20 protein-coding genes and 4 tRNA genes are annotated in these 19,168 nt (G+C 68.2%); 14 read left to right on the top strand and 10 right to left on the bottom strand.

Translation table 11 applies throughout. The features are described 5' to 3' along the window. The first annotated feature begins 26 nt into the window (after positions 1 to 26). Positions 27 to 878 (top strand): pyridoxal kinase PdxY, encoded by an 852-nt coding sequence (pdxY, locus tag HCX50_RS15585; protein ID WP_091036546.1) that lies wholly within the window; start codon positions 27 to 29, stop codon positions 876 to 878. A gap of 1 nt (position 879) precedes the next feature. Here pdxY and HCX50_RS15580 read toward each other — a convergent pair whose 3' ends face one another. The 4 genes from HCX50_RS15580 to HCX50_RS15565 form a co-directional block, all read right to left on the bottom strand. Next, positions 880 to 1,443, bottom strand: a complete 564-nt coding sequence (locus HCX50_RS15580; RefSeq protein ID WP_167634980.1) for an HIT domain-containing protein — start codon at positions 1,441 to 1,443, stop codon at positions 880 to 882. Beyond that, a complete protein-coding gene (thrS, locus tag HCX50_RS15575; protein WP_237682543.1) occupies positions 1,440 to 3,365 on the bottom strand; it encodes a threonine--tRNA ligase in 1,926 nt (641 codons plus the stop codon). The genes HCX50_RS15580 and thrS overlap by 4 nt, the downstream gene beginning before the upstream one ends. Positions 3,366 to 3,535: 170 nt before the next feature. After that, positions 3,536 to 4,219, bottom strand: a complete 684-nt coding sequence (locus HCX50_RS15570) for a response regulator transcription factor (protein ID WP_167634978.1) — start codon at positions 4,217 to 4,219, stop codon at positions 3,536 to 3,538. Then, complete coding sequence (locus HCX50_RS15565) at positions 4,216 to 5,373, bottom strand: histidine kinase (protein ID WP_167634977.1); 1,158 nt, start codon at positions 5,371 to 5,373, stop codon at positions 4,216 to 4,218. Before HCX50_RS15565 ends, HCX50_RS15570 begins: the two co-directional genes overlap by 4 nt. Before the next feature lie 165 nt (positions 5,374 to 5,538). Between HCX50_RS15565 and HCX50_RS15560 the strand changes: the two genes are divergently transcribed. The 7 genes from HCX50_RS15560 (at position 5,539) to HCX50_RS15530 (ending at position 11,490) form a co-directional block, all read left to right on the top strand. After that, positions 5,539 to 6,489, top strand: coding sequence for an alpha/beta fold hydrolase (locus tag HCX50_RS15560; protein WP_091036560.1), 951 nt, complete (start codon positions 5,539 to 5,541; stop codon positions 6,487 to 6,489). A gap of 34 nt (positions 6,490 to 6,523) precedes the next feature. Beyond that, positions 6,524 to 6,934 (top strand): DoxX family protein, encoded by a 411-nt coding sequence (locus HCX50_RS15555; RefSeq protein ID WP_167634976.1) that lies wholly within the window; start codon positions 6,524 to 6,526, stop codon positions 6,932 to 6,934. A gap of 39 nt (positions 6,935 to 6,973) precedes the next feature. Next, the gene (locus tag HCX50_RS15550; protein ID WP_167634975.1) at positions 6,974 to 8,317 is read left to right on the top strand and encodes a cryptochrome/photolyase family protein; all 1,344 of its coding nucleotides are present in this window, start codon (positions 6,974 to 6,976) and stop codon (positions 8,315 to 8,317) included. A 62-nt stretch (positions 8,318 to 8,379) separates the two neighbouring features. Beyond that, complete coding sequence (locus HCX50_RS15545; RefSeq protein WP_167634974.1) at positions 8,380 to 8,985, top strand: hypothetical protein; 606 nt, start codon at positions 8,380 to 8,382, stop codon at positions 8,983 to 8,985. A gap of 116 nt (positions 8,986 to 9,101) precedes the next feature. Beyond that, positions 9,102 to 9,719 (top strand): copper resistance CopC family protein, encoded by a 618-nt coding sequence (locus HCX50_RS15540; RefSeq protein WP_205829284.1) that lies wholly within the window; start codon positions 9,102 to 9,104, stop codon positions 9,717 to 9,719. An 11-nt stretch (positions 9,720 to 9,730) separates the two neighbouring features. Continuing rightward, positions 9,731 to 10,264 (top strand): copper chaperone PCu(A)C, encoded by a 534-nt coding sequence (locus tag HCX50_RS15535; protein ID WP_167634973.1) that lies wholly within the window; start codon positions 9,731 to 9,733, stop codon positions 10,262 to 10,264. Next, on the top strand, positions 10,264 to 11,490 hold the full coding sequence (locus tag HCX50_RS15530; protein ID WP_167634972.1) for a Dyp-type peroxidase: 1,227 nt from the start codon (positions 10,264 to 10,266) through the stop codon (positions 11,488 to 11,490). Before HCX50_RS15535 ends, HCX50_RS15530 begins: the two co-directional genes overlap by 1 nt. 228 nt (positions 11,491 to 11,718) lie before the next feature. Here HCX50_RS15530 and HCX50_RS15525 read toward each other — a convergent pair. From HCX50_RS15525 to HCX50_RS15515, 3 genes are all read right to left on the bottom strand, one after another. Then, positions 11,719 to 11,790 (bottom strand) — tRNA-Val (locus tag HCX50_RS15525). Between the two features lie 27 nt (positions 11,791 to 11,817). Beyond that, positions 11,818 to 11,888 (bottom strand) — tRNA-Cys (locus HCX50_RS15520). Positions 11,889 to 11,942: 54 nt separating this feature from the next. Continuing rightward, positions 11,943 to 12,015, bottom strand: a tRNA-Gly gene (locus HCX50_RS15515). Between the two features lie 151 nt (positions 12,016 to 12,166). Here HCX50_RS15515 and HCX50_RS15510 point away from each other — a divergent pair. Continuing rightward, a tRNA-Val gene (locus HCX50_RS15510) sits at positions 12,167 to 12,242 on the top strand. Positions 12,243 to 12,354: 112 nt separating this feature from the next. On the opposite strand, the gene HCX50_RS15505 is transcribed toward HCX50_RS15510, so the two are convergent. Then, positions 12,355 to 13,590 carry a multidrug effflux MFS transporter gene (locus HCX50_RS15505; protein WP_167634971.1) on the bottom strand — a complete coding sequence of 412 codons (1,236 nt, stop codon included), beginning with the start codon at positions 13,588 to 13,590 and terminating at the stop codon, positions 12,355 to 12,357. 128 nt (positions 13,591 to 13,718) lie between these two features. On the opposite strand from HCX50_RS15505, the gene HCX50_RS15500 reads away from it, so the two are divergent. After that, positions 13,719 to 14,429 carry an SDR family NAD(P)-dependent oxidoreductase gene (locus HCX50_RS15500; RefSeq protein WP_167634970.1) on the top strand — a complete coding sequence of 237 codons (711 nt, stop codon included), beginning with the start codon at positions 13,719 to 13,721 and terminating at the stop codon, positions 14,427 to 14,429. Positions 14,430 to 14,489: 60 nt separating this feature from the next. Continuing rightward, positions 14,490 to 15,371, top strand: a complete 882-nt coding sequence (locus HCX50_RS15495; RefSeq protein WP_167634969.1) for a helix-turn-helix domain-containing protein — start codon at positions 14,490 to 14,492, stop codon at positions 15,369 to 15,371. Here the strand turns inward: HCX50_RS15495 and HCX50_RS15490 are convergent. Beyond that, positions 15,349 to 16,305: a PQQ-dependent sugar dehydrogenase gene (locus HCX50_RS15490; protein WP_337749872.1), complete on the bottom strand. Its 957-nt coding sequence runs from the start codon at positions 16,303 to 16,305 to the stop codon at positions 15,349 to 15,351. The genes HCX50_RS15495 and HCX50_RS15490 overlap by 23 nt on opposite strands. Positions 16,306 to 16,565: 260 nt before the next feature. Here HCX50_RS15490 and HCX50_RS15485 point away from each other — a divergent pair, with 260 nt between their 5' ends. From HCX50_RS15485 to HCX50_RS15475, 3 genes are read left to right on the top strand one after another with little or no spacing between them, the layout of a single operon-like run. Continuing rightward, positions 16,566 to 17,117, top strand: coding sequence for a TetR/AcrR family transcriptional regulator (locus tag HCX50_RS15485; RefSeq protein ID WP_140403376.1), 552 nt, complete (start codon positions 16,566 to 16,568; stop codon positions 17,115 to 17,117). A 28-nt stretch (positions 17,118 to 17,145) separates the two neighbouring features. Then, positions 17,146 to 18,195 carry a 2,3-butanediol dehydrogenase gene (locus HCX50_RS15480; RefSeq protein WP_091036592.1) on the top strand — a complete coding sequence of 350 codons (1,050 nt, stop codon included), beginning with the start codon at positions 17,146 to 17,148 and terminating at the stop codon, positions 18,193 to 18,195. Between the two features lie 40 nt (positions 18,196 to 18,235). After that, positions 18,236 to 18,676, top strand: a complete 441-nt coding sequence (locus HCX50_RS15475; RefSeq protein WP_337749869.1) for a GIY-YIG nuclease family protein — start codon at positions 18,236 to 18,238, stop codon at positions 18,674 to 18,676. A gap of 67 nt (positions 18,677 to 18,743) precedes the next feature. Here the strand turns inward: HCX50_RS15475 and HCX50_RS15470 are convergent, their stop codons facing one another. Beyond that, the gene (locus HCX50_RS15470) at positions 18,744 to 19,130 is read right to left on the bottom strand and encodes an SPW repeat domain-containing protein (protein ID WP_105710013.1); all 387 of its coding nucleotides are present in this window, start codon (positions 19,128 to 19,130) and stop codon (positions 18,744 to 18,746) included. Between the last annotated feature and the right edge of the window lie 38 nt (positions 19,131 to 19,168).

Genomic DNA, 19,168 nt, shown 5'->3' with positions numbered 1-19,168 from the left:
CCTGCCCTGAACGAAAGAGCCGGAGAATGAAGATCCTCTCCATCCAGTCAGCCGTCGCCTACGGGCACGTCGGCAATTCCGCCGCGGTGTTCCCGCTGCAGCGCATCGGCGTCGAGGTGCTCCCGGTCTACACCGTGAACTTCTCCAACCACACCGGCTACGGCGCCTGGCGTGGGCCGATGATCGCTCCGGACGACGTCCGCGAGGTCATCACCGGCATCGAAGAGCGCGGCGTCTTCGGTCAGATCGACGCGATCCTCAGCGGCTACCAGGGCGGCGAAGGCATCGGCGACGTGATCATCGACGCGGTCGCCCGCGTGAAGTCCGCGAACCCGAGCGCCGTCTACGCCTGCGACCCGGTCATGGGCAACGCCAAGTCGGGGTGCTTCGTGGCCCCGGCGATCCCGGTTCTGCTGCGAGAGCGCGTCGTCCCGGTCGCCGACATCATCACGCCGAACCAGTTCGAGCTCGGCTTCCTCACCGACACCGAGCCGGACACGCTCGAGTCCACCCTCGCTTCGGTTGACCTCGCCCACGCGATGGGTCCGCGCACCGTGCTGGTGACGAGCGTCGAGCGCCCTGACCGCGAAGAGGGCACCATCGAGATGCTCGCCGCCGACGAGCAGGGTGCGTGGCTGGTGCAGACCCCGCACCTGCCGATGAAGGCGAACGGCTCGGGCGATGTGACAGCGGCACTGTTCACCGCGCACTACGTCGAGACCCGTAGCGCGAAGATCGCTCTGGAGCGCACGGCGTCAAGTGTCTACGACCTGTTGAAGGCCACACTCGAGTCCGGTGAGCGCGAGTTGCAGCTCGTCGAGGCGCAGGAGTTCTACGCGAACCCGCAGATGCAGTTCACCGCCCGTCAGGTGCGCTGAGCTACTGCGAAGCGAGCTCCGACGTCGGCCAGGCCTGCGCCACGGCCTCGCGCACCTCGCCGAGGAGCTGCGGGAGCGCCTTGGTCTTCGCGATGATCGGGAAGAAGTTGGCGTCCGACGTCCACCGCGGCACCACGTGCTGGTGCAGGTGGGCGTCGACGCCGGCGCCCGCCACGGCGCCCTGGTTCATGCCCAGGTTGAAGCCGTCGCAGCGTGACACCTCTCGCAGCACCCGCATCGCGGTCTGCGTGAGAGCGCCGATCTCGGCGACCTCCTCGGGCGTCGCCTGGTCGTACGTGGCGATGTGGCGGTACGGGCACACGAGCAGGTGCCCGGAGTTGTACGGGAACAGGTTCAGCAGCACGTAGGCCGTCTCGCCGCGCGCCACGACCAGCCGCTCCTCGTCCGGGAACTTCGGCGCCTCGCAGAACGGGCACTCCTCCCGCAGCGGCTCCGGCCCCGCCTGGATGTACGCCATCCGGTGCGGGGTCCACAGCCGCTGGAACTCGTCCGGAACCCCGGCGAGGAGTCCGGCATCCTCCAGCGGCTGCGCCCCCTCGGTCACGCCAGGTCCCCTGCTGTCTGCACGAGGCCGTGGCTGTCGATGACGGCGCGGATGCGGGCCACGGCGTCCGCGATCGGCACACCGTTCTCCTGCGTACCGTCGCGATAGCGGAACGAGACGGTGCCCGCGTCGCGGTCCTTCTCCCCCGCGATCAGCAGCAGCGGGACCTTGCCGGTCGTGTGGGTGCGGATCTTCTTCTGCATCCGGTCGTCCGACGTGTCGAGCTCGGCACGCACGCCCTGGGCGCGCAGCGTGTCGATGACGTCGCCCAGGTAGTCGGCGAAGTCGTCGGCGACCGGGATGCCCACGACCTGCACGGGAGACAGCCATACCGGGAAGTCGCCGGCGTAGTGCTCGAGCAGGATCGCGAAGAACCGCTCGATCGAGCCGAACAGCGCGCGGTGGATCATGATCGGGCGCTTCTTCTGCCCGTCCTTGTCCATGAACTCGAGGTCGAAGCGCTCCGGCAGGTTCGGGTCGACCTGCACGGTGGAGAGCTGCCAGGTGCGACCGATCGCGTCACGCGTCTTCAGGTCGATCTTCGGGCCGTAGAACGCGGCCTCGCCGGGGACCTCGGTGAGCTTCAGGCCCGAGGCGACCGCGACGCGACGAAGGGCGTCGGTCGACGACTCCCAGAACTCGTCCGAGCCGATCCACTTCGACTTCTCGTCGTCCTTCATCGAGAGCTCGAGCTCGAAATCGGTCAGACCGAAGTCGCGCAGCATCGACAGGATGAACTCGAGGACCTTGCTGACCTCGGCCTCGAGCTGATCGGGCGTCACGAACAGGTGCGAGTCGTCCTGAGTGAAGCCGCGCACGCGGGTGAGACCGTGCAGCGCACCGGAGAGCTCGTTGCGATAGACCGTGCCGTTCTCGGCGAACCGCAGCGGCAGGTCACGGTAGCTGCGCGCACGTTCCTTGTAGATGAGGATGTGCATCGGGCAGTTCATGGGCTTCAGGTAGTAGTCCTGGCCCTGCTTGGTGATGTTGCCCTCGTCGTCGCGCTCCTCGTCCATGACGATCGGGGGGAACATCCCCTCCTTGTACGTGACGAGGTGGTTCGAGGTGAGGAAGAGGTCTTCCTTCGAGATGTGCGGCGTGTACACGTAGGTGTAGCCGCCCTCGATGTGGCGCTTGCGGGCGTGCTGCTCCATCTCGCCGCGGATCACGCCGCCGCGCGGGTGCCAGACCGAGAGCCCGGAGCCGATCTCCTCGGGGAACGAGAACAGGTCGAGTTCCTTGCCCAGGCGCCGGTGGTCGCGCTTGGCAGCTTCTTCGAGGCGGTGCTGGTAGGCGCGCAGCTCGTCCTTGGTCGGCCATGCCGTGCCGTAGATGCGCTGCAGCTGCGGGTTCTTCTCGCTGCCGCGCCAGTAGGCCGCAGCGATGCGGGTGAGGTCCCAGCCGTTGCCGATCATGCGCGTGTTGGGCAGGTGCGGCCCGCGGCAGAGGTCCTTCCAGACGACCTCGCCGTCACGGGTGGTGTTGTCGTAGATCGTCAGCTCGCCTTCGCCGACCTCGACGGAGGCGCCCTCGGCGGCTTCCTTCCCACCCTTGAGCCCGATGAGCTCGAGCTTGAACGGCTCGTCCGCGAGCTCGGCGCGTGCCTCGTCGTCGGTCACGACACGGCGGACGAAGCGCTGGCCCTCACGGACGATGCGCTGCATCTCTTTGGTGATGGCCTTGATGTCTTCGGGCGTGAAGGGTGTCTCGACGCCGAAGTCGTAGTAGAACCCGTCGGTGATGGGCGGGCCGATGCCGAGGTTCGCCTGCGGGTTGATACGCTGCACCGCCTGCGCCAGCACGTGCGCGGCCGAGTGACGGAGGATGTTCAGCCCGTCCTGGCTGTCGATCGTGACCGGCTCGACCTCGTCGGTATCGGTCACCGTCGTGGCGAGATCCTTGAGATCGCCGTTGACGCGCATCGCGACGACGTTTCGGTCAGTGAACAGGGCGAAGCCATCGTGCGGCCGGGCGTTTTCAGGCACAGAAACTCTCCATCTGGGTCGGTGTCCAGGTTACTCGCATGATCACGGGGTCATGACCGCTTCGCGACGGTGTCGGACACCGTGATCGGTCCCGCCATCGGTCACCGTCAGCCCGGCTGGTCGGCGCCGCGCGAGGGGACGATGATCCCCGACTCGTAGGCGTGGATCACGAGCTGCGCACGATCGCGTGCGTGCAGCTTCGACATGATGCGGTTCACATGGGTCTTCGCGGTGTGCGGGGAGATCACGAGGGCGTCCGCGATGTCCTGGTTCGACGCCCCGCCCGCCACGAGGAGCAGCACCTCGCGCTCCCGCTCGGTGAGCTGTCGCAGCGGCTCGGTGTGCCAGGCATCGGCTCGCGGATGCTGCGGCAGCACGGAGCGCTCGATCAGCGACCGTGTCGCCGCCGACGACAGGAGAGCCTCACCGCGGTGCACCACGCGCACGGCGCTGACGATGTCGTCCGGCTCCGCCCCTTTGCCGATGAAGCCGCTCGCACCGGCGCGGAGTGCGGCGACCACGTAGTCGTCCTCCTCGAAGGTCGTCAGGATGAGCACGCGGGTCGCGGCGGACTGCACCGCGCTCATGATCTGCGCGGTGGCGGCGATGCCGTCGAGCTCCGGCATCCTGATGTCCATCACGACGACGTCCGGCATCGACTCGCGCACCGCGGACACCGCCTCGCGACCGTTGGCGGCCTCGCCGACCACCTCGATACCGCCGTCGATGAGGATGTCGCGGACCGCCTGCCGCACCAACGGCTGATCATCGACGACGAGCACCCGGATCATCGTGCACCTCCGTCGAGGGGAATCCGCACCTCGAGGCGGAACACGCTTCCGTCCCGGCCGGTCTGCACATCTCCCCGCACCGCAGCGACGCGCTCGCGCAGTCCACGCAGCCCGTGGCCCCCTGCACCCGACACCACCTCGGATTCCGTCGCCACCTGATTGTCGACGACGACGCGGAGCGACCCGTCATCTGCTCGGAGCCGGACGGTCGCCGCGCCATCCGCTCCGTGCTTATGCGCATTCGTCAATCCTTCGAGGACCACGAGGTAAGCCACGTGATCACTGGCCGGCGAGAGTGCGGGCCGGTCGGGATCGTCCTGCAGATCGACGCGCAGCCCCGCCTCGCGGAACTGCGCGAGGAGGTCGTCGAGACCGGCGAGGCCGACCTGCGGACGAAGGTCGCGAACATCATCCGGGTCGTCGGAGCGCAGCAGCGCCATCAGTCCACCGATGTCGGCGAGCACGGTGCGAGAGGAACGGCGGATGGCGCTCAGGGCCTCCCGCGCGCGCTCCGGGCGGGTCTCCAACGCGGATGACGCCACGCCCGCGTTGAGGCTGATGACCGAGATCTGGTGCGCGACCACGTCGTGCAGGTCGCGCGCGATGCGCACCCGTTCTTCGGCGACACGTCGCCGCGCTTCCTCGTCCCTCCCCTGCTCGGCCCGCTCCGCCCGCTCTGTCATGGCGGAGACGAACTCGCGTCGTGACCTGGTCGCGTCCCCCAGCGCCCCGGCGAGGGCGATGATGAAGACGAACTGCAGTGCGCGGGGATCGAAGAGATCGCCGGCGAGCGGGATCGCGTTGACGAAGAAGACGATGGCCGTTGCCGCGCTCACGGCGACGATCCCGACGAGCCGCCCTCGACGATCCACGACGGCGAAGGCGCTGATCGCCATCGCGATGAGCGCGCTCGGTGACAGGATGCCCGCGAACGCCAGGACCACCGCGCACAGCAGACTCACGGCGAGCACGACGAGCGGAAGCCTTCGACGGAACAGCATCGCGACCGCGGGAACGAGGGCGACGACCAACTGCCATCCGGTCGCGCGGAACGCCTCATCCGGGAAGGGCGAAACGGCGAAGACGACCACCACGGCCACGGCGATCACGTCGGCGAGCGGCGCCGCGATTCGTGGGGGACGAGGTGCCGGCATCTCACCAGTATTCCTCGCGGCGCCGGGTCTCGGATCCCCCGCCGGGATGAGCTGCGTGTACTGCGATCGCAGTACACGGGTGTCTGCGGCAGGGCGACGCGGCAGCGGATGCCGCGCGGCACGCTGGGATGAGGGCGCACAGCGCGTGCGCCGAGAGAGGTCGGCATGAAGAAGCCCGTCAAGAGAGTGCTCATCGCACTCACGTCCGTCGTCGCCGTGATCGCGGTCGGACTGGTGGCCACCACGGTCGGCAATGCGGTGGCGACCGCGGTCGAACAGGATCGCATCGAGCCGTACGGGCAGAAGGTCACCGTGGACGGGCACGAGATGAACGTCATGATCACCGGTGAGGGCTCGGAGGACATCGTTCTCCTCCCGGGTTTCGGCACCGCATCTCCCGTGCTCGACTTCGAGCCGCTCGTCACCGAGCTGGCCAAGGACCATCGCGTGATCGTCGTGGAGCCGTTCGGCTACGGGTTGAGCGACGGGACGGATCGCGCCCGTACCACCGACAACATCGTGACCGAGACGCACTCCGCCCTGCAGGAGCTCGGCGTCGACGACTACGTCTTGATGGGGCATTCCATCGCCGGCATCTACGGCATCCAGTTCGCGAACCGCTACCCCGATGAGGTGCGGGCGTTCGTCGGAATCGACAGCAGCGTCCCCGGACAGCCCGGCTCGGACACCGAGCTGCCCGTCGGACTCTTCGGCGCGGCGAAGAACCTGGGGCTCGTGCGACTCATCGCGTCGTTCCGCGGCACGGGTTACGACGAGTCCGTCTACTCCGCAGACGTGCAGGAGCAGATCGCCCTGCTCACCAATCGGAACACGCTGAGCCCCACCTACCTGAACGCGATGTCTCTGCTCCACGCGAACTTCGACGATGCTCTGGGCACCAGCTTCCCCGAAGACCTCCCCCTGCTGCTGTTCGTCGTGGCAGATAATCCGACCGTCCCCACCTGGGTGGATCTGCACGAGGAGCAGGCCGCGGCCGTCGACGATGGAACGGTCGTGCCGCTCGACGGAACGCACTATCTCCACCACACGCACACGCCGGAGATCGTCGACGGGTTCCGCTCGTGGGAGCGCACCAGGATGCCCGCCGCGGAGTGACGCCGGAGCTCTGGACATCACGTAACGTGAACGGATGGACAGAGCAGTCGCACGATGGATCCTGGCGGTCGCGCTCGGCGCGATCGGTGTCGGCCACTTTCTCAGCACCCGCGCGTTCCGGGTCGTGGTGCCCGATTGGGCCACTCGCCTGACCAAGCTCGACAAGGACACGATCGTGATCGCCTCGGGCGCCGCAGAGGTCGCGCTTGCGGCGGGGCTCCTCGCGCTGCCGAAGGAGCGCCGCCGCATCGGCTGGGCGACGGCCGCATTCTTCGTCGCCGTGATTCCCGGGAACATCCACCAGTGGCAGACCAAGCGCTCGACGCCGGGACTCGACACGGATGCTCGGCGGTTCGGCCGGCTGTTCCTGCAGCCGATTCTCGTGCTGTGGGCGCTGTGGTCGACCGGCGGCGAGACACCCCGCCGAAACCACCGTCGGCGTTGAGAGACGGACCATCCCCGTGAGCTCGAAGAGAATGGTCCCATGACATCCCCCTCGCTGGTGTGGTTCCGCGACGACCTCCGCCTCGCCGATAATCCGGCGTTGCGCGCCGCGATCGATCGAGGCGAACCGGTCATCGCGCTCTATGTGCTCGACGAGGAGTCGCCGGGCATCCGCCCCCTCGGCGGTGCAGCCCGCTGGTGGCTGCACCACTCGCTGGCATCGCTCGACGAGCGTCTCCGTGAGCGTGGCGGTGCACTCGTGCTGCGTCGCGGCGCCGCCGAGCGCGTCGTGCGCGAGATGGTGGCGGGCGCTGGGGCCGGCGCCGTGTTCTGGAACCGCCGGTACGGGGGTCCCGAGCGCGAGATCGACTCATCGCTGAAGTCGTCGCTCCGGGCCGATGGACTCGAGGTCGCGTCCTTCGCGGCATCCCTGCTGCATGAACCGTGGACCGTGACGACCGGCAGCGGCACCCACTATTCCGTCTTCACCCCGTTCTGGCGCGCGTGCCTCGCCCTTCCGGCGCCGCGCGCGCCGCTTCCGGAGCCACGGGATATCTCTGGAACGAAGAGTGCGCCGGCATCCGACTCGCTCGACGACTGGGGTCTGCTGCCGACACGCCCGGACTGGGCCGGTGGGCTGCGCGAGACCTGGGAGCCCGGCGAGCCTGCCGCCCGACGGCGCCTACGCACCTTCCTCGACGAGGATCTCCCGCAGTATGACCGAGCCCGCGACGAGCCATCTGCCGGGGCCACGTCGTTGCTTTCCCCTCACCTCCGCTGGGGAGAGATCAGCCCCTTCACGGTCTGGCACGAGGCCGTCGGCATCGACGGGGCCGGCGGATTCCTCTCCGAGCTCGGGTGGCGGGAGTTCGCCTGGCACACGCTCTATCATTCCCCCGACCTCGCGACCCGGAACCTGCGTCGCGAGTTCGACTCCTTCCCGTGGCCGCCCCTCGACCCGGCGCACCTCGAGGCCTGGCAGCACGGCGAGACGGGCGTGCCGCTGGTGGATGCCGGGATGCGAGAGCTCTGGCACACCGGCTACATGCACAACCGCGTCCGGATGGTCGTGGCCTCGTTCCTCGTGAAGAACCTGCTCATCGACTGGCGGCGCGGCGAGGAGTGGTTCTGGGACACGCTCGTCGACGCCGATGAGGCCAACAATCCTTTCAACTGGCAGTGGGTTGCGGGCTCCGGCGCCGACGCTGCGCCGTACTTCCGCGTGTTCAACCCCGAGCTGCAGGCGAAGAAGTTCGATCCGCAGGGGCTCTACATCTCGCAGTGGGCGTCCGAGGCGCCGACCGAGCCGATCGTCGACCTGGGTGAGACACGCAAGGCCGCGCTCGCCGCCTACGACGTGGTCAAGCGCGCTCCTCGGCCCTAGAGCCGGGTATCCCCCGCTCGATGCCGCCGGTGACGTCGTGGCCGTCATGCCAGACTGGAGCCGTGACCGAGTCCAGGAAGCCAGCCGTCGTCCGCGGCCTCGCTGCCTCGTCACTGGCGATCTTCATCGCACTGGCCGGTCACGTCTCCGGCGGCGGGCAGATGCCCGGCGCCGTCGGCATCCTCGTGCCCTGGGTCTTCTCGTTCATGATCAGCGTGCTGCTCGCTGGTCGCTCTTTGTCGCTGATCCGCCTCGGCATCTCCGTCGCCGCGAGCCAGTTCCTGTTCCATGTGCTCTTCGTCCTCGGCACGGTCACCCCGTCCGGTGTCTCGACGCCCCACGTGCACGGCGCGCCCCTCGTGCTGCCGGCGGTGAGTGGCATCCCCGAAGCCGCCACCGCTGATGCCTCGATGTGGCTCGGGCACGCTCTCGCCGGTCTGCTGACCGTGGCCGCCCTGCACCGCGGCGAACGCCTGCTGCTCGCGCTGCGCGACCTCGCGGTACAGCTGGTGCGGTGGGTAAGACGTCGTGCCGACCAGGTGCTGACTCTTCCAGCGCTTCGCGTCACCCGCCGACTCCGCGGTCGGTTCGATGTCGCGCACGCATGCGATCTGGTTCTCCTCGCGACTCTGCGTGGCCGAGCCCCACCTCTCACCGCGGCGATCTGATCCGCATCCTCGGCCGCTCCCGGCCGAGTGTTGTGTCTCGCCGCGCGCATTCGATGCGCGCGGGCTTTGAACGCATGCACGCTCGTCGCTCCGACGACTGATGAGAGGCCATTTCCATGTCCCCTGTCCGCAGGATCGCGGCTGGGCTGGTGTTGGCGACGATCGCGACCCTCGCGATCGCGACGCCCGCGTCCGCCCACGACCAGCTGATCTCCAGCACACCCGCTGCCGACGAACGATTGACGACCCCGCCGGAGGACATCACGATGACGTTCTCGGGCGAGCTCCTCGTGCTCGATGAGTCGCTGACCGGGGCCGTCGTCCTGGTCGTCGATGCTTCGGGCGAGGACTGGGTCGCCGGCGACGTCACGGTGGCCGGACGCACCGTCACCGCGTCGCTCGCACCCGGGCTGCCGACCGGCGGCTACCAGGTGCGTTGGCAGGTCGTCTCGGAAGACGGTCACCCCATCGCGGGGGTCATCCCCTTCACCGTGGGAGACGCCGATCCGATGGCACAGACATCGAACACCGGCGATGCGACGGCCGCGCCCGCGGACACCTCGGAGCAGGCGGATCAGAACGCAGAATCCAGCGGCGCGCTCAGAGTGCTGCTCATCGGCGCGGGCGGGGCGGCCACAACCGTCCTGATCCTCGTGCTCATTCGATTCCTCCGCCGTCCTCGGACGGCAGCCGCACCGCCGGAGACCGGCGGCCCTGCGGCAGATGACCTGTGAAAGGCACCATTGTGAACACCACCAGAAACCTCCCCCGACTCGCAGCAGTGATCGCGGTCTCCCTCCTGGCTCTGACCGGGTGCACTCCGGAGAAGGCACCGGCCGAGACCGAGAATGGCCCCGCCGGAGACTCCGTCACGATCGAAGACGCCTGGGTGAAATCCGCCGATCAAGGCATGTCCGCGGCGTTCGGCACCCTCGTCAACACGAGCGACGAGGACGCGACCGTCGTGTCCGTCTCCTCGGCGACCTCGACCATGCTCGAGTTGCACGAGACGGTCGAGAACGACGCCGGCGAGATGGTGATGCGCGAGATCGACGGCGGATTCGTCATCCCCGCCGGCGGGCAGCTCGCGCTGGAGCCGGGGGCGAACCACATCATGATGATGGATCTGACCGGCCCGCTCGTCGCGGGTGCCGACGCCTCCTTCACCCTTACGTTCGACGACGACTCGACGTACGAGTTCACCGCCCCGGTGAAGGACTACTCGGGTGCGAACGAGAACTACGAAGACGGCGAAGAGCACGAGGGCATGGATCACTGATGTCGGCGCCCGTTGAGGGCGCCCGCTCCCGTCGCACCGGGTCGACCCGGCGACAGTTCCTCCTCGGAGGGGCTGTCGCCGGTGTCGGCGCGGTCGCGGCGGTCGGAGCGGACCTCGCCCTGAATCGACCGGAGACCGTTCCGGAACCCGTATCCGTGCCGATGAACGGCGAGGAGACAGTGCCGTTCTTCGGCGTGCATCAGGCCGGTATCGACACGCCTGCCCAGGCGCACGGCGTCTTCGTCGGCCTGGACCTCCACGACGGTGTCGACCGAGATGCCCTCGCCCGACTCATGCGACTCCTGACCGACGACGCGGCCCGACTCACGCAGGGGCTCCCGGCCCTCGCCGATTCCGAGCCGGAGCTCGCGTCGTCGCCGGCGCGCCTCACGGTCACGTTCGGAGTCGGTCGGGGCTTCGTCGGGCGTGCGGGCGGTTCGGCCCCCGCCTGGCTCGCACCACTCCCCGCTTTCGGGGTGGATCGGCTGCGCCCGGAGTTCTCGGACGGCGACCTCCTGCTGCAGATCGCCGGTGACGATCCTCTGACGGTGGCGCACGCGACACGGATGCTGCTGAAGGACGCGCGCGGCTTCGCGAGCGTCCGCTGGACCCAGCAGGGCTTCCGTCGCGCCTATGGCACGGAGCGGCCTGGAACGACCATGCGCAACCTGTTCGGGCAGGTGGACGGAACCACCAACCCGCAACCCGGTACCGCAGACTTCGATCGTGTCGTCTGGATCGACGAGGGAGTGCTCGCCGGCGGCACGGGGATGGTGATCCGCCGCATCCGCATGGACCTCGACAAATGGGATCGCCTCGACCGGAGCGGTCGCGACGCCTCCGTGGGCAGGACACTCGCCAACGGCGCACCCCTCACGGGACGCGAGGAGTTCGACGAACCCGACTTCGAGGCGAAGACCGCGATCGGCTTCCCGGTCATCCCGCAGTTCGCGCACATCCGGCGCGCCCGCGGGGACGGGGCCGAGCGCATCTTCCGGCGCGCGTACAACTACGACGAGCGGCCGGCCGGCGCTGAGATCTCGGAATCCGGGCTGCTGTTCGTCTCGTTCCAGGCCGACATCGAACGACAGTTCATCCCCATGCAGCGCAGACTCGACGAACTCGACCTGTTGAACGAATGGACCGTGCCGGTCGGATCGGCGGTGTTCGCGATCCCACCCGGATGCGCGGAGGACGGGTTCATCGGCGACACCCTCCTGAACTGATGACGATTCGCACATGAACGGTGCGGACGCCTGGTTCCGGAAGTCTCTTCGCCGGGATCAGGTGTCCGCCGGTACGTCCGTAGGGAGCCTGCACGCTTGTCGGAAGAAACGCCGCGATTCGGCCGTCGCGCAGGGAATCCGTCCGACAGGTGAACCGATGCGGGCACACGCCCGAGCCTGCACTCCCCCGGGCACGAAAAAACCCCCGGAGAACCGGGGGTTTGTCTGTGCGCGATACTGGGATCGAACCAGTGACCTCTTCCGTGTCAGGGAAGCGCGCTACCGCTGCGCCAATCGCGCCCGTTGGGGCTATTCAGTTTTACCGTGAGGTGGCGACGGGATTCGAACCCGTGTAAACGGCTTTGCAGGCCGGTGCCTAGCCGCTCGGCCACGCCACCGTGTGGATTGACCCCACGTGCGAAGAGTCTTCCGAAGAAGACCCTCTGCACTCGAGCGGATGACGAGACTCGAACTCGCGACCCCAACCTTGGCAAGGTTGTGCGCTACCAACTGCGCTACATCCGCATTTCGTTCCCGGTTGTCCCGGGCACTCATGAAACATTAGCCGAAGATTCCCCCTCCGCCAAACCCGCAGCGAATCTCGCGCGTGTCTCACAGAGTGGTCCATACGGCCTCTGAGCGTCGGGTAGTATCGGTTGACGTACCCCACGGGTATGGGCGATTGGCGCAGTTGGTAGCGCGCTTCCTTCACACGGAAGAGGTCATCGGTTCGAGTCCGGTATCGCCCACCAGAGAAGCCCCGCACACCTCCCGGTGTGCGGGGCTTCCGACATTCACAGCTCGGCGTCCAGCATCCGCTCCCCTCCTCCCCCAGGCGGCCTCGCCGAAGGATCGCAGCGCGGATCAGTGCGTCGCCGCGAACTCGCTCCCGGATGCAGGCAGAACAGCCGCGCGGCGAGCCTGCACCAGCAAGAGGTACGACAGGCCGGCCAGCGCGGCCGAGACCGTCGTCACGATCCCGAGCGGCAGAATGCTCGACGCCCCCGCGAGGCCGACGAACGGTGCCGCGATGCCGCCGAACCCGAATCGCGCCACGCCCAGGAGCGACGAGGCCGTCCCCGCCGACTGCGGATACTCGCTGAGCGCGATGGTGGTCGCGGGCGGCGAGGCGATGGCCACTCCACCGGCGAGCGTGAACAGGGCGACGAGCACGGGCCACAGTGGCAGCGGTGTCAGACCTGCCAGCAGCAGTCCGAGCGCGCCGGCCGACGTGACGACGACTCCGACCGCGAGAGTGCCCCTCACACTCCACCGTTCCGCCGCGCGACCGGCGAGGTACCCGCACACCATGAACCCGGCGGAGTTCGCTCCGAAGGCTGCGGCATACCCCTGCGGTGTGAGCCCGTAGACGTCCTGCAGCACGAAGGTCGCACCGGCGAGGTAGGCGAACAGTGCCGCATAGAGGAAGCCCTGATTCAGGACGGCTCCCAGGAAGACCCGGTCGCTCAGCAGAGCGCGGAAGTCGTTCAGAGTGTGGCGGAGGCCTCCCGTGCTGCGCTGCTCGACCGGCAATGTCTCTCCGAAGAGGAGCACCGTCGCTGCCAGGATCGCGAGACCGGCGATGGCGAGGAAGACGAACAGGCCCCGCCAATCGGTGAACGCCATGAGGACGCCGCCGAGCAGTGGCCCGATGACCGCCGCCAGTCCGCCGACGACCGTGAGGCGGCCGTAGAAGCGGATCAGCTGACCGCCCGCGTACACATCCCGTCCTGCGGCATTGGCGATGACGATGCCGACCCCTCCCGCGAGCCCCTGGACCAGACGAGCGACGATCAGGACCTCGACCGTGGGACTGACCGCACAGAGCAGGGATGTCACCGCGTACGCGACGATGCCGACCAGCAGGACGCGCCGCCGCCCGTGGCGGTCCGACAATGGTCCCGCCGTCAGCTGTCCGACCGCGAGTCCGATGAGGCACGCCGTGACCGTGAGCTGCGCGACGGAAGTCGCCGAGCCCAGGTCGCGAGTGAGCGCCGGAAGAGCGGGGAGATAGAGGTCCATCGAGATCGGACCGAACACGGTCAGGATCAGGAGCAGGGCAGGCAGGAGCCGTCGAGAGAGCGCGACAGGTGGTGTCATGGTCTCCAGCGTCCACCGGTCCCCCGAGGGGCGGGAGTCCCTGACGAAGGGTGTACCGACAGAGAATCCCTCATGGCGCCGAACCCTGCGCAGAATGAGGGAGCACCACCGAGACGAAAGGAGTGCCGATGGCACTGATCCTCGTGACCGGAGCGTCGACCGGACTGGGGCTCGCCACAGCCCAGGACCTCTCCGACCAGGGGCATGACGTCGTCGTGCATGCTCGCACTTCGAACCGCGTTCCGTCCGGAGACTGGCGGGGCGCCGTGGCCGCAGACCTCTCCGACCTCGACGCCACGCGGGCTCTCGCCCTCGAGGTCGACGCCTTCGGGCACTTCGATGCCGTCGTGCACAACGCGGGCGCCCTGCATCCGCCGGATGCGGCACGAGTGAACACGATCGCCCCCTACGTGCTGACCATGCTCATGCGCCCTCCCCGCCGACTCGTCTACCTCAGCAGCTCGATGCACCGCGGCGGCACCACCGACCTGCGCGGACTGACCGATTGCACGGCGTCTTACAGCGACAGCAAGCTGTGGGTCACCGCGTTCGCCCTCTCCCTGGCGGATCGATGGCCGGACACCGCCGTCCACGCCGTCGATCCGGGCTGGGTTCCGACCCGCATGGGTGGTCCGAGTGCTTCCCACGATCTCGAGCAGGGGCATCTCACGCAAGTCCGTCTCGCAACCCAGGATGCGGCCGGCCCGCGCACTGGCGGCTACTGGCATCACCTCACGACTCAGCGTCCGGCACCAGCTGCCGCTGACCCGGCTTTCCAGGAAGCGCTGCTCGCGGCTCTCGCCGAGGTCACGCGTGTACCTGTACGGGAACATCCGTGACACCGAGAGGTGCCCTCTCAGGGCGTCCCTTCCCGCCCACATCAGATCTACGCTGACCTCATGGACAATCGAGCAGAGGTCCGCGAGTTCCTGATGACCCGGCGAGCCCGCGTCACCCCGGAGGCAGCCGGTCTCACCGCCGGAAGCAACCGACGTGTCGACGGATTGCGTCGCAGTGAGGTCGCGCTTCTCGCCGGAGTCTCCGTCGAGTACTACTCCAAGCTCGAACGCGGTGCCATCGCCGGCGCCTCCTCCTCGGTCCTGGAGGCACTGTCGCGCGCGCTCCAGCTCAACGATGCCGAGCATGCGCACCTGCTGGATCTGGCTCGCGCCGCAGACGGCATCCCCTCTTCCGGGCGCGCTCGACGCCGCACGGCGAAGGCGGGAGCTCCGCGACCCAGCCTGCAGTGGGCACTGGATTCCGTGACGGAAGCGGTGGCGTTCGTCCGCGACCAGCGGCAGAACCTCATCGCCACGAATGCGCTCGGCCGCGCCTTCTATTCACCGGTGATCGGCGACGGCGGCCGGGTGCCCAACCTCGCCCGATTCCAGTTCCTCGATCCTGCGGCACGCGAGTTCTACCCCGATTGGGACCTCTTCGCCGAGATGTGCGTCGCCGTCATCCGTGCCGAGGCGGGCCGCGACCCGCACGACAAGGGCATCCAGGACCTCGTCGGCGAGCTCTCCACACGCAGTGAGGCATTCCGCACGCTCTGGGCGGCGCACAACGTGCGCACGCACGGTTCGGGTATCAAGCGCTTCACTCATCCGGTCGTCGGCGAGTTGACCCTCGTCTACGAAGAGCTCGCGCTCACGGCCGAACCGGGCCAGGTGATGCTGATCTACAGCGCTGAGCCCGGCTCACCCTCCGCCGAACGACTCCGACTCCTCGCTTCCTGGGGCGCGGACGCGACCGGGGCTACTCGAGCGGCACACGGATGACGCGGTCGTCGCCGTCGCCGGGATCGCCGCGACCGTCGGTGTTGTTCGTGAGCACCCACAGCGCACCGTCGGGGGCGACCACGACATCACGAAGCCGTCCGTAGGCCTCGGTGAAGTGCTCCGCATACGACGAGACATCGTCCAGCGGCACCTCGCGCAGCCGTTCCCCCCGCAGGTTCGCGATGAACACCGCGCCTTCCGCGATCGCGATGCCGCTCGGACTGGCGGCATCCGGCGCCCACTGCTGCACCGGGTCGATGAACTCGTCGCGATCCGCGATGCCTTCGACGACGGGCCAGCCGTAGTTCCCGCCGGGTTCGATGACGTTCAGCTCGTCCCAGGTGTCCTGTCCGAATTCACTCGCGTACAGCGTGCCGCCCTCGTCCCAGGCCAGACCCTGGGGGTTGCGGTGACCGAGGCTGTAGACGGGCGATCCCGCGATGGGGTTGTCCGCCGGGACCCTGCCGTCGGGGGCTATCCGGAGGATCTTGCCCGACAGTGACCCCGGATCCTGGGCACTCTCCCGGTCCCCCGCGTCACCCACCGTCACATACAGCGTGCCGTCGGGGCCGAACGCGATGCGACCGCCGTTGTGATTCGACGCAGCGGCCAGGCCGTCGAGGATCGTCTCCGGCGCGCCGAGGCCGAGGGAGCCGGGCGACCCGGTGAGGGGAAAGCGCTGCACGCGGTTCTCGTCCGCGCCGGTGGAGTATGCGTACAGATAACGCTCGTGCACGGCGATTCCGAGCAAGCCGCCTTCGCCACCCGGTTCGACGCCATCGACCACCGCGACTTCGCGGACATCGTCGTCGTCCGACACCTCGACGATCCGGGCGCTGTCGCGCTCGCTGATCAGCGCCGCGCCCTCATGGAAGGCGATCGACCAGGGTGCCGCCAGGTTCTCGATGATCGTGGTTTCCGTTCCGGCGGACACCGGTCCCGAGCCATCGGGAAGCCTCGAGGGCGACGGAGTGGACGCCGTCGGTGCACACGCCACAAGGGCGATCGATGCAGCCGACACGACGATCCATGCGATCGGACCGCGCCAGGACCTGCTCACCATCTCCGCTCCCCTCACCGCACCGGTCTTCACTGTCGCTGTCGGACGCGACGATCCGCTCCCCTCGAGACTAGGCGCGTGATCCGAGACGCAGAAGAGGCGCCTATCTGACAACTGTCAGATAGGCTGTTGCCATGGATGCGAGGTCGCGACGTTCTCGAGAAAGCCTCCGTGACGCGGTGCTCGACCTCGCCGGTCGGATGCCGATCAGCGAAGTCACCGTCTCCTCGATCTGCGCAGCAGCGGGTGTCACCCGAGACACCTTCTACCGGCACGCGGAGAATCCTGTGCAGCTCCTCGCCGACGCGCTTTCCGCCGAGATCGATGCCGCCATGGAGATCCTGCCGCAGACGGATGCCATCGGCGATGGCGAACGGGCTCTCCTGGAGCACATCCGACGACGGGCTTCGGTGTACCGCGGGGCGATGCAGCCCCTGCTGGCCGCCCCCGTCCGCAGCAACCTGGAGGCATCCATCCGTTCCGGCCTGCTGCTGTGGGCCGAGCTGCACTCGGAGATCGTTCCGCCCGTGTTCGCGGCGGACGCGTCCGCGATGCGGATCGCTGTGGCATACGCCGCTGCGGGCACCGTGGGCGCGATCGAGGAGTGGCTGCGGAGCGACGACGACGACATCGACCGTGCCGTGAGGCTGATCCTCGCGGCGTCACCGGAGTGGTGGCTGCGATGACGGCCACCGGAGAAGGAGAGAGAAAACAATGAAGGCCGCACTGTTCCACGCCAAGGAAGATCTGCGCATCGAAGAGGTCCCCGAGCCCACCCCGGGACGAGGACAGGTCAAGCTGCGCAATGCGTATGCGGGGATCTGCGGATCCGATCTCCACGTCTACTACTCCCCCGAGGCCGCGGGGCTCGACCTCGACCACCCGCACCCCGTGACGGGCTCGACACTGCCCCAGATCCTCGGCCACGAGTTCTCCGGCACGGTCGTCGAGCTCGGCGAGGGCGTGACCGGCGTCGCGGTGGGCGACCGGGTGGCCGTCTGGCCCATCTACTACTGCGGCGAATGCCCCGCCTGCCGTCGCGGCATGTTCAACGCCTGCCAGAAGATCGGCTTCCACGGGCTCAGCTCCGACGGTGGCGGCATGGCGGAGTTCACGACCGTCGACGCGACAAAGCTGCACGTGCTGCCGGAGAACGTCGATCTGCGCATGGGCGCCCTCGTCGAGCCGATGTCGGTCGCGTGGCATGCGGTCTCCCGCAGTGGCGTCGAGTCGGGCGGTACCGCGCTCATCGCAGGCGCCGGACCGATCGGCATCGGCGTGTGGTTCGCCCTGCGGGCCCGCGGCGTCGAGCGTGTGCTCGTCTCGGAGCCCAGTGCGGAGCGTCGCGCGATCATCGCAGCCCTCGGCGCCACCGTGGTCGACCCGGTGAATGAGGATCTCGCCGCCGCCGTCGCCTCCTTGACGGACGGCGAAGGCGTCGACGTCGCCTTCGATGCGGCGGGAGTGGGCGCAGCCATCAGTTCGTCGCTGGCCAGCCTGGTCCCCGGCGGCCGCGTCGTGGTGGTCGCCATCCACGAGCGCACGATGGACTTCCTCCCCACGCAGCTGGTGATGGCCGAGACCGAGATCGCCGGCGCGCTCGCGTATCTTCCCGAGGACTTCGACGCCGTGATCGAGGCCATGTCCCGTGGGGTCTACGACACGACCGGCTGGGTGCAGGAGACCCCACTCGAGAACGTCGTCGACGCGATCCACGCGCTGCGCGGCGGTGCCGGGGCGAAGATCCTCGTGCACGCCGGCTGAGGCCGATCCGGGTGTCGGAGGGCGCGCGTAGTCTGCTTCGGTGCCGACGAAACGCGCCCTTCCGAGTCCCTGTGCGCTCTGCGGCAGCATGCAGGGACTAAGGATCGAGGGTGCCTGGTGCTGCGCCGATTGCGGGTGGCGCTACGGCGATGCCCCCGACCCCGACCTCCCTCTCCCCCGCGTCGATGTCGTCTACTACATCCGGTACGACGACCGGGTGAAGATCGGCACCAGCAGGCGTCCCCGACAGCGCCTCGCGAGCATCCGACACCAGGAGCTGCTCGCGTTCGAACGCGGCGACCGATCCATCGAGCAGCAGCGCCACCGGGAGTTCGCGCAAATACGCGAGGGCGGTGAGTGGTTCACCCTCACCCCTGATCTGCGGGCGCACGTGGCGGCACTCCGCCTTGAGGGCGACCCCTGGCTCCTGTACGCGCGCTGGCTCAGCCGTGCACTGCAGGGCGCCGACGAACTCCCCTAGACACGCAGGACGATGCCGGGCGGCTGCTTCGAGAAGTCCAGTCGCCCGGCATCGCGTCGGGAGTGGGTCAGGCGGTGGCGACGCGTCCTCGCGTGGTCGCCGGCTGCGGCTGCGAGAAGATCACGACGAGGATCACCGCGGCGCCCACGACGACGTGCGGGAGCCAGACGTTGAGGGCCTCGCCCGCGAAGCCGAAGATCCACGGCGACAGCGCGAGGAACAGGCTCGCGACGATATCGAACACGAGGTGGACCGGCATCGGAATGAAACCGAAGGGACCCCATTCATACTTCGTGAACAGGCTGTACACGATCAGCCCGACACCGAGGACGATGGGGATGATGACCGCCGCTCCGCCCACGCTCGCGAAGCCGAACAGCCAGGGCGCGGCGATCAATGCGATGCCGACGATGTAGTCGAGGGCTCCGTGGACCTTGGTGGGGATGAAACGCATGATTCCTCCTTGTATGTCGCCGCTGGATGCGACTCACC

The sequence above is a fragment of the Microbacterium sp. B19(2022) genome, from assembly GCF_012030385.1.
Classification (GTDB): Bacteria; Actinomycetota; Actinomycetes; order Actinomycetales; family Microbacteriaceae; genus Microbacterium; species Microbacterium oxydans_B.
This window is presented reverse-complemented; position numbering and strand designations above follow the sequence as displayed.

What these genes read in the sequence shown, in the direction of transcription:
- pdxY (WP_091036546.1), top strand. Translation starts at nt 27, where the DNA reads ATGAAGATCCTCTCCATCCAGTCAGCCGTCGCCTACGGGCACGTCGGC.
- thrS (WP_237682543.1), bottom strand. Translation starts at nt 3,365, where the DNA reads ATGCGCGTCAACGGCGATCTCAAGGATCTCGCCACGACGGTGACCGAT.
- HCX50_RS15570 (WP_167634978.1), bottom strand. Translation starts at nt 4,219, where the DNA reads ATGATCCGGGTGCTCGTCGTCGATGATCAGCCGTTGGTGCGGCAGGCG.
- HCX50_RS15565 (WP_167634977.1), bottom strand. Translation starts at nt 5,373, where the DNA reads ATGCCGGCACCTCGTCCCCCACGAATCGCGGCGCCGCTCGCCGACGTG.
- HCX50_RS15560 (WP_091036560.1), top strand. Translation starts at nt 5,539, where the DNA reads ATGAAGAAGCCCGTCAAGAGAGTGCTCATCGCACTCACGTCCGTCGTC.
- HCX50_RS15555 (WP_167634976.1), top strand. Translation starts at nt 6,524, where the DNA reads ATGGACAGAGCAGTCGCACGATGGATCCTGGCGGTCGCGCTCGGCGCG.
- HCX50_RS15550 (WP_167634975.1), top strand. Translation starts at nt 6,974, where the DNA reads ATGACATCCCCCTCGCTGGTGTGGTTCCGCGACGACCTCCGCCTCGCC.
- HCX50_RS15540 (WP_205829284.1), top strand. Translation starts at nt 9,102, where the DNA reads ATGTCCCCTGTCCGCAGGATCGCGGCTGGGCTGGTGTTGGCGACGATC.
- HCX50_RS15530 (WP_167634972.1), top strand. Translation starts at nt 10,264, where the DNA reads ATGTCGGCGCCCGTTGAGGGCGCCCGCTCCCGTCGCACCGGGTCGACC.
- HCX50_RS15505 (WP_167634971.1), bottom strand. Translation starts at nt 13,590, where the DNA reads ATGACACCACCTGTCGCGCTCTCTCGACGGCTCCTGCCTGCCCTGCTC.
- HCX50_RS15500 (WP_167634970.1), top strand. Translation starts at nt 13,719, where the DNA reads ATGGCACTGATCCTCGTGACCGGAGCGTCGACCGGACTGGGGCTCGCC.
- HCX50_RS15495 (WP_167634969.1), top strand. Translation starts at nt 14,490, where the DNA reads ATGGACAATCGAGCAGAGGTCCGCGAGTTCCTGATGACCCGGCGAGCC.
- HCX50_RS15485 (WP_140403376.1), top strand. Translation starts at nt 16,566, where the DNA reads ATGGATGCGAGGTCGCGACGTTCTCGAGAAAGCCTCCGTGACGCGGTG.
- HCX50_RS15480 (WP_091036592.1), top strand. Translation starts at nt 17,146, where the DNA reads ATGAAGGCCGCACTGTTCCACGCCAAGGAAGATCTGCGCATCGAAGAG.
- HCX50_RS15470 (WP_105710013.1), bottom strand. Translation starts at nt 19,130, where the DNA reads ATGCGTTTCATCCCCACCAAGGTCCACGGAGCCCTCGACTACATCGTC.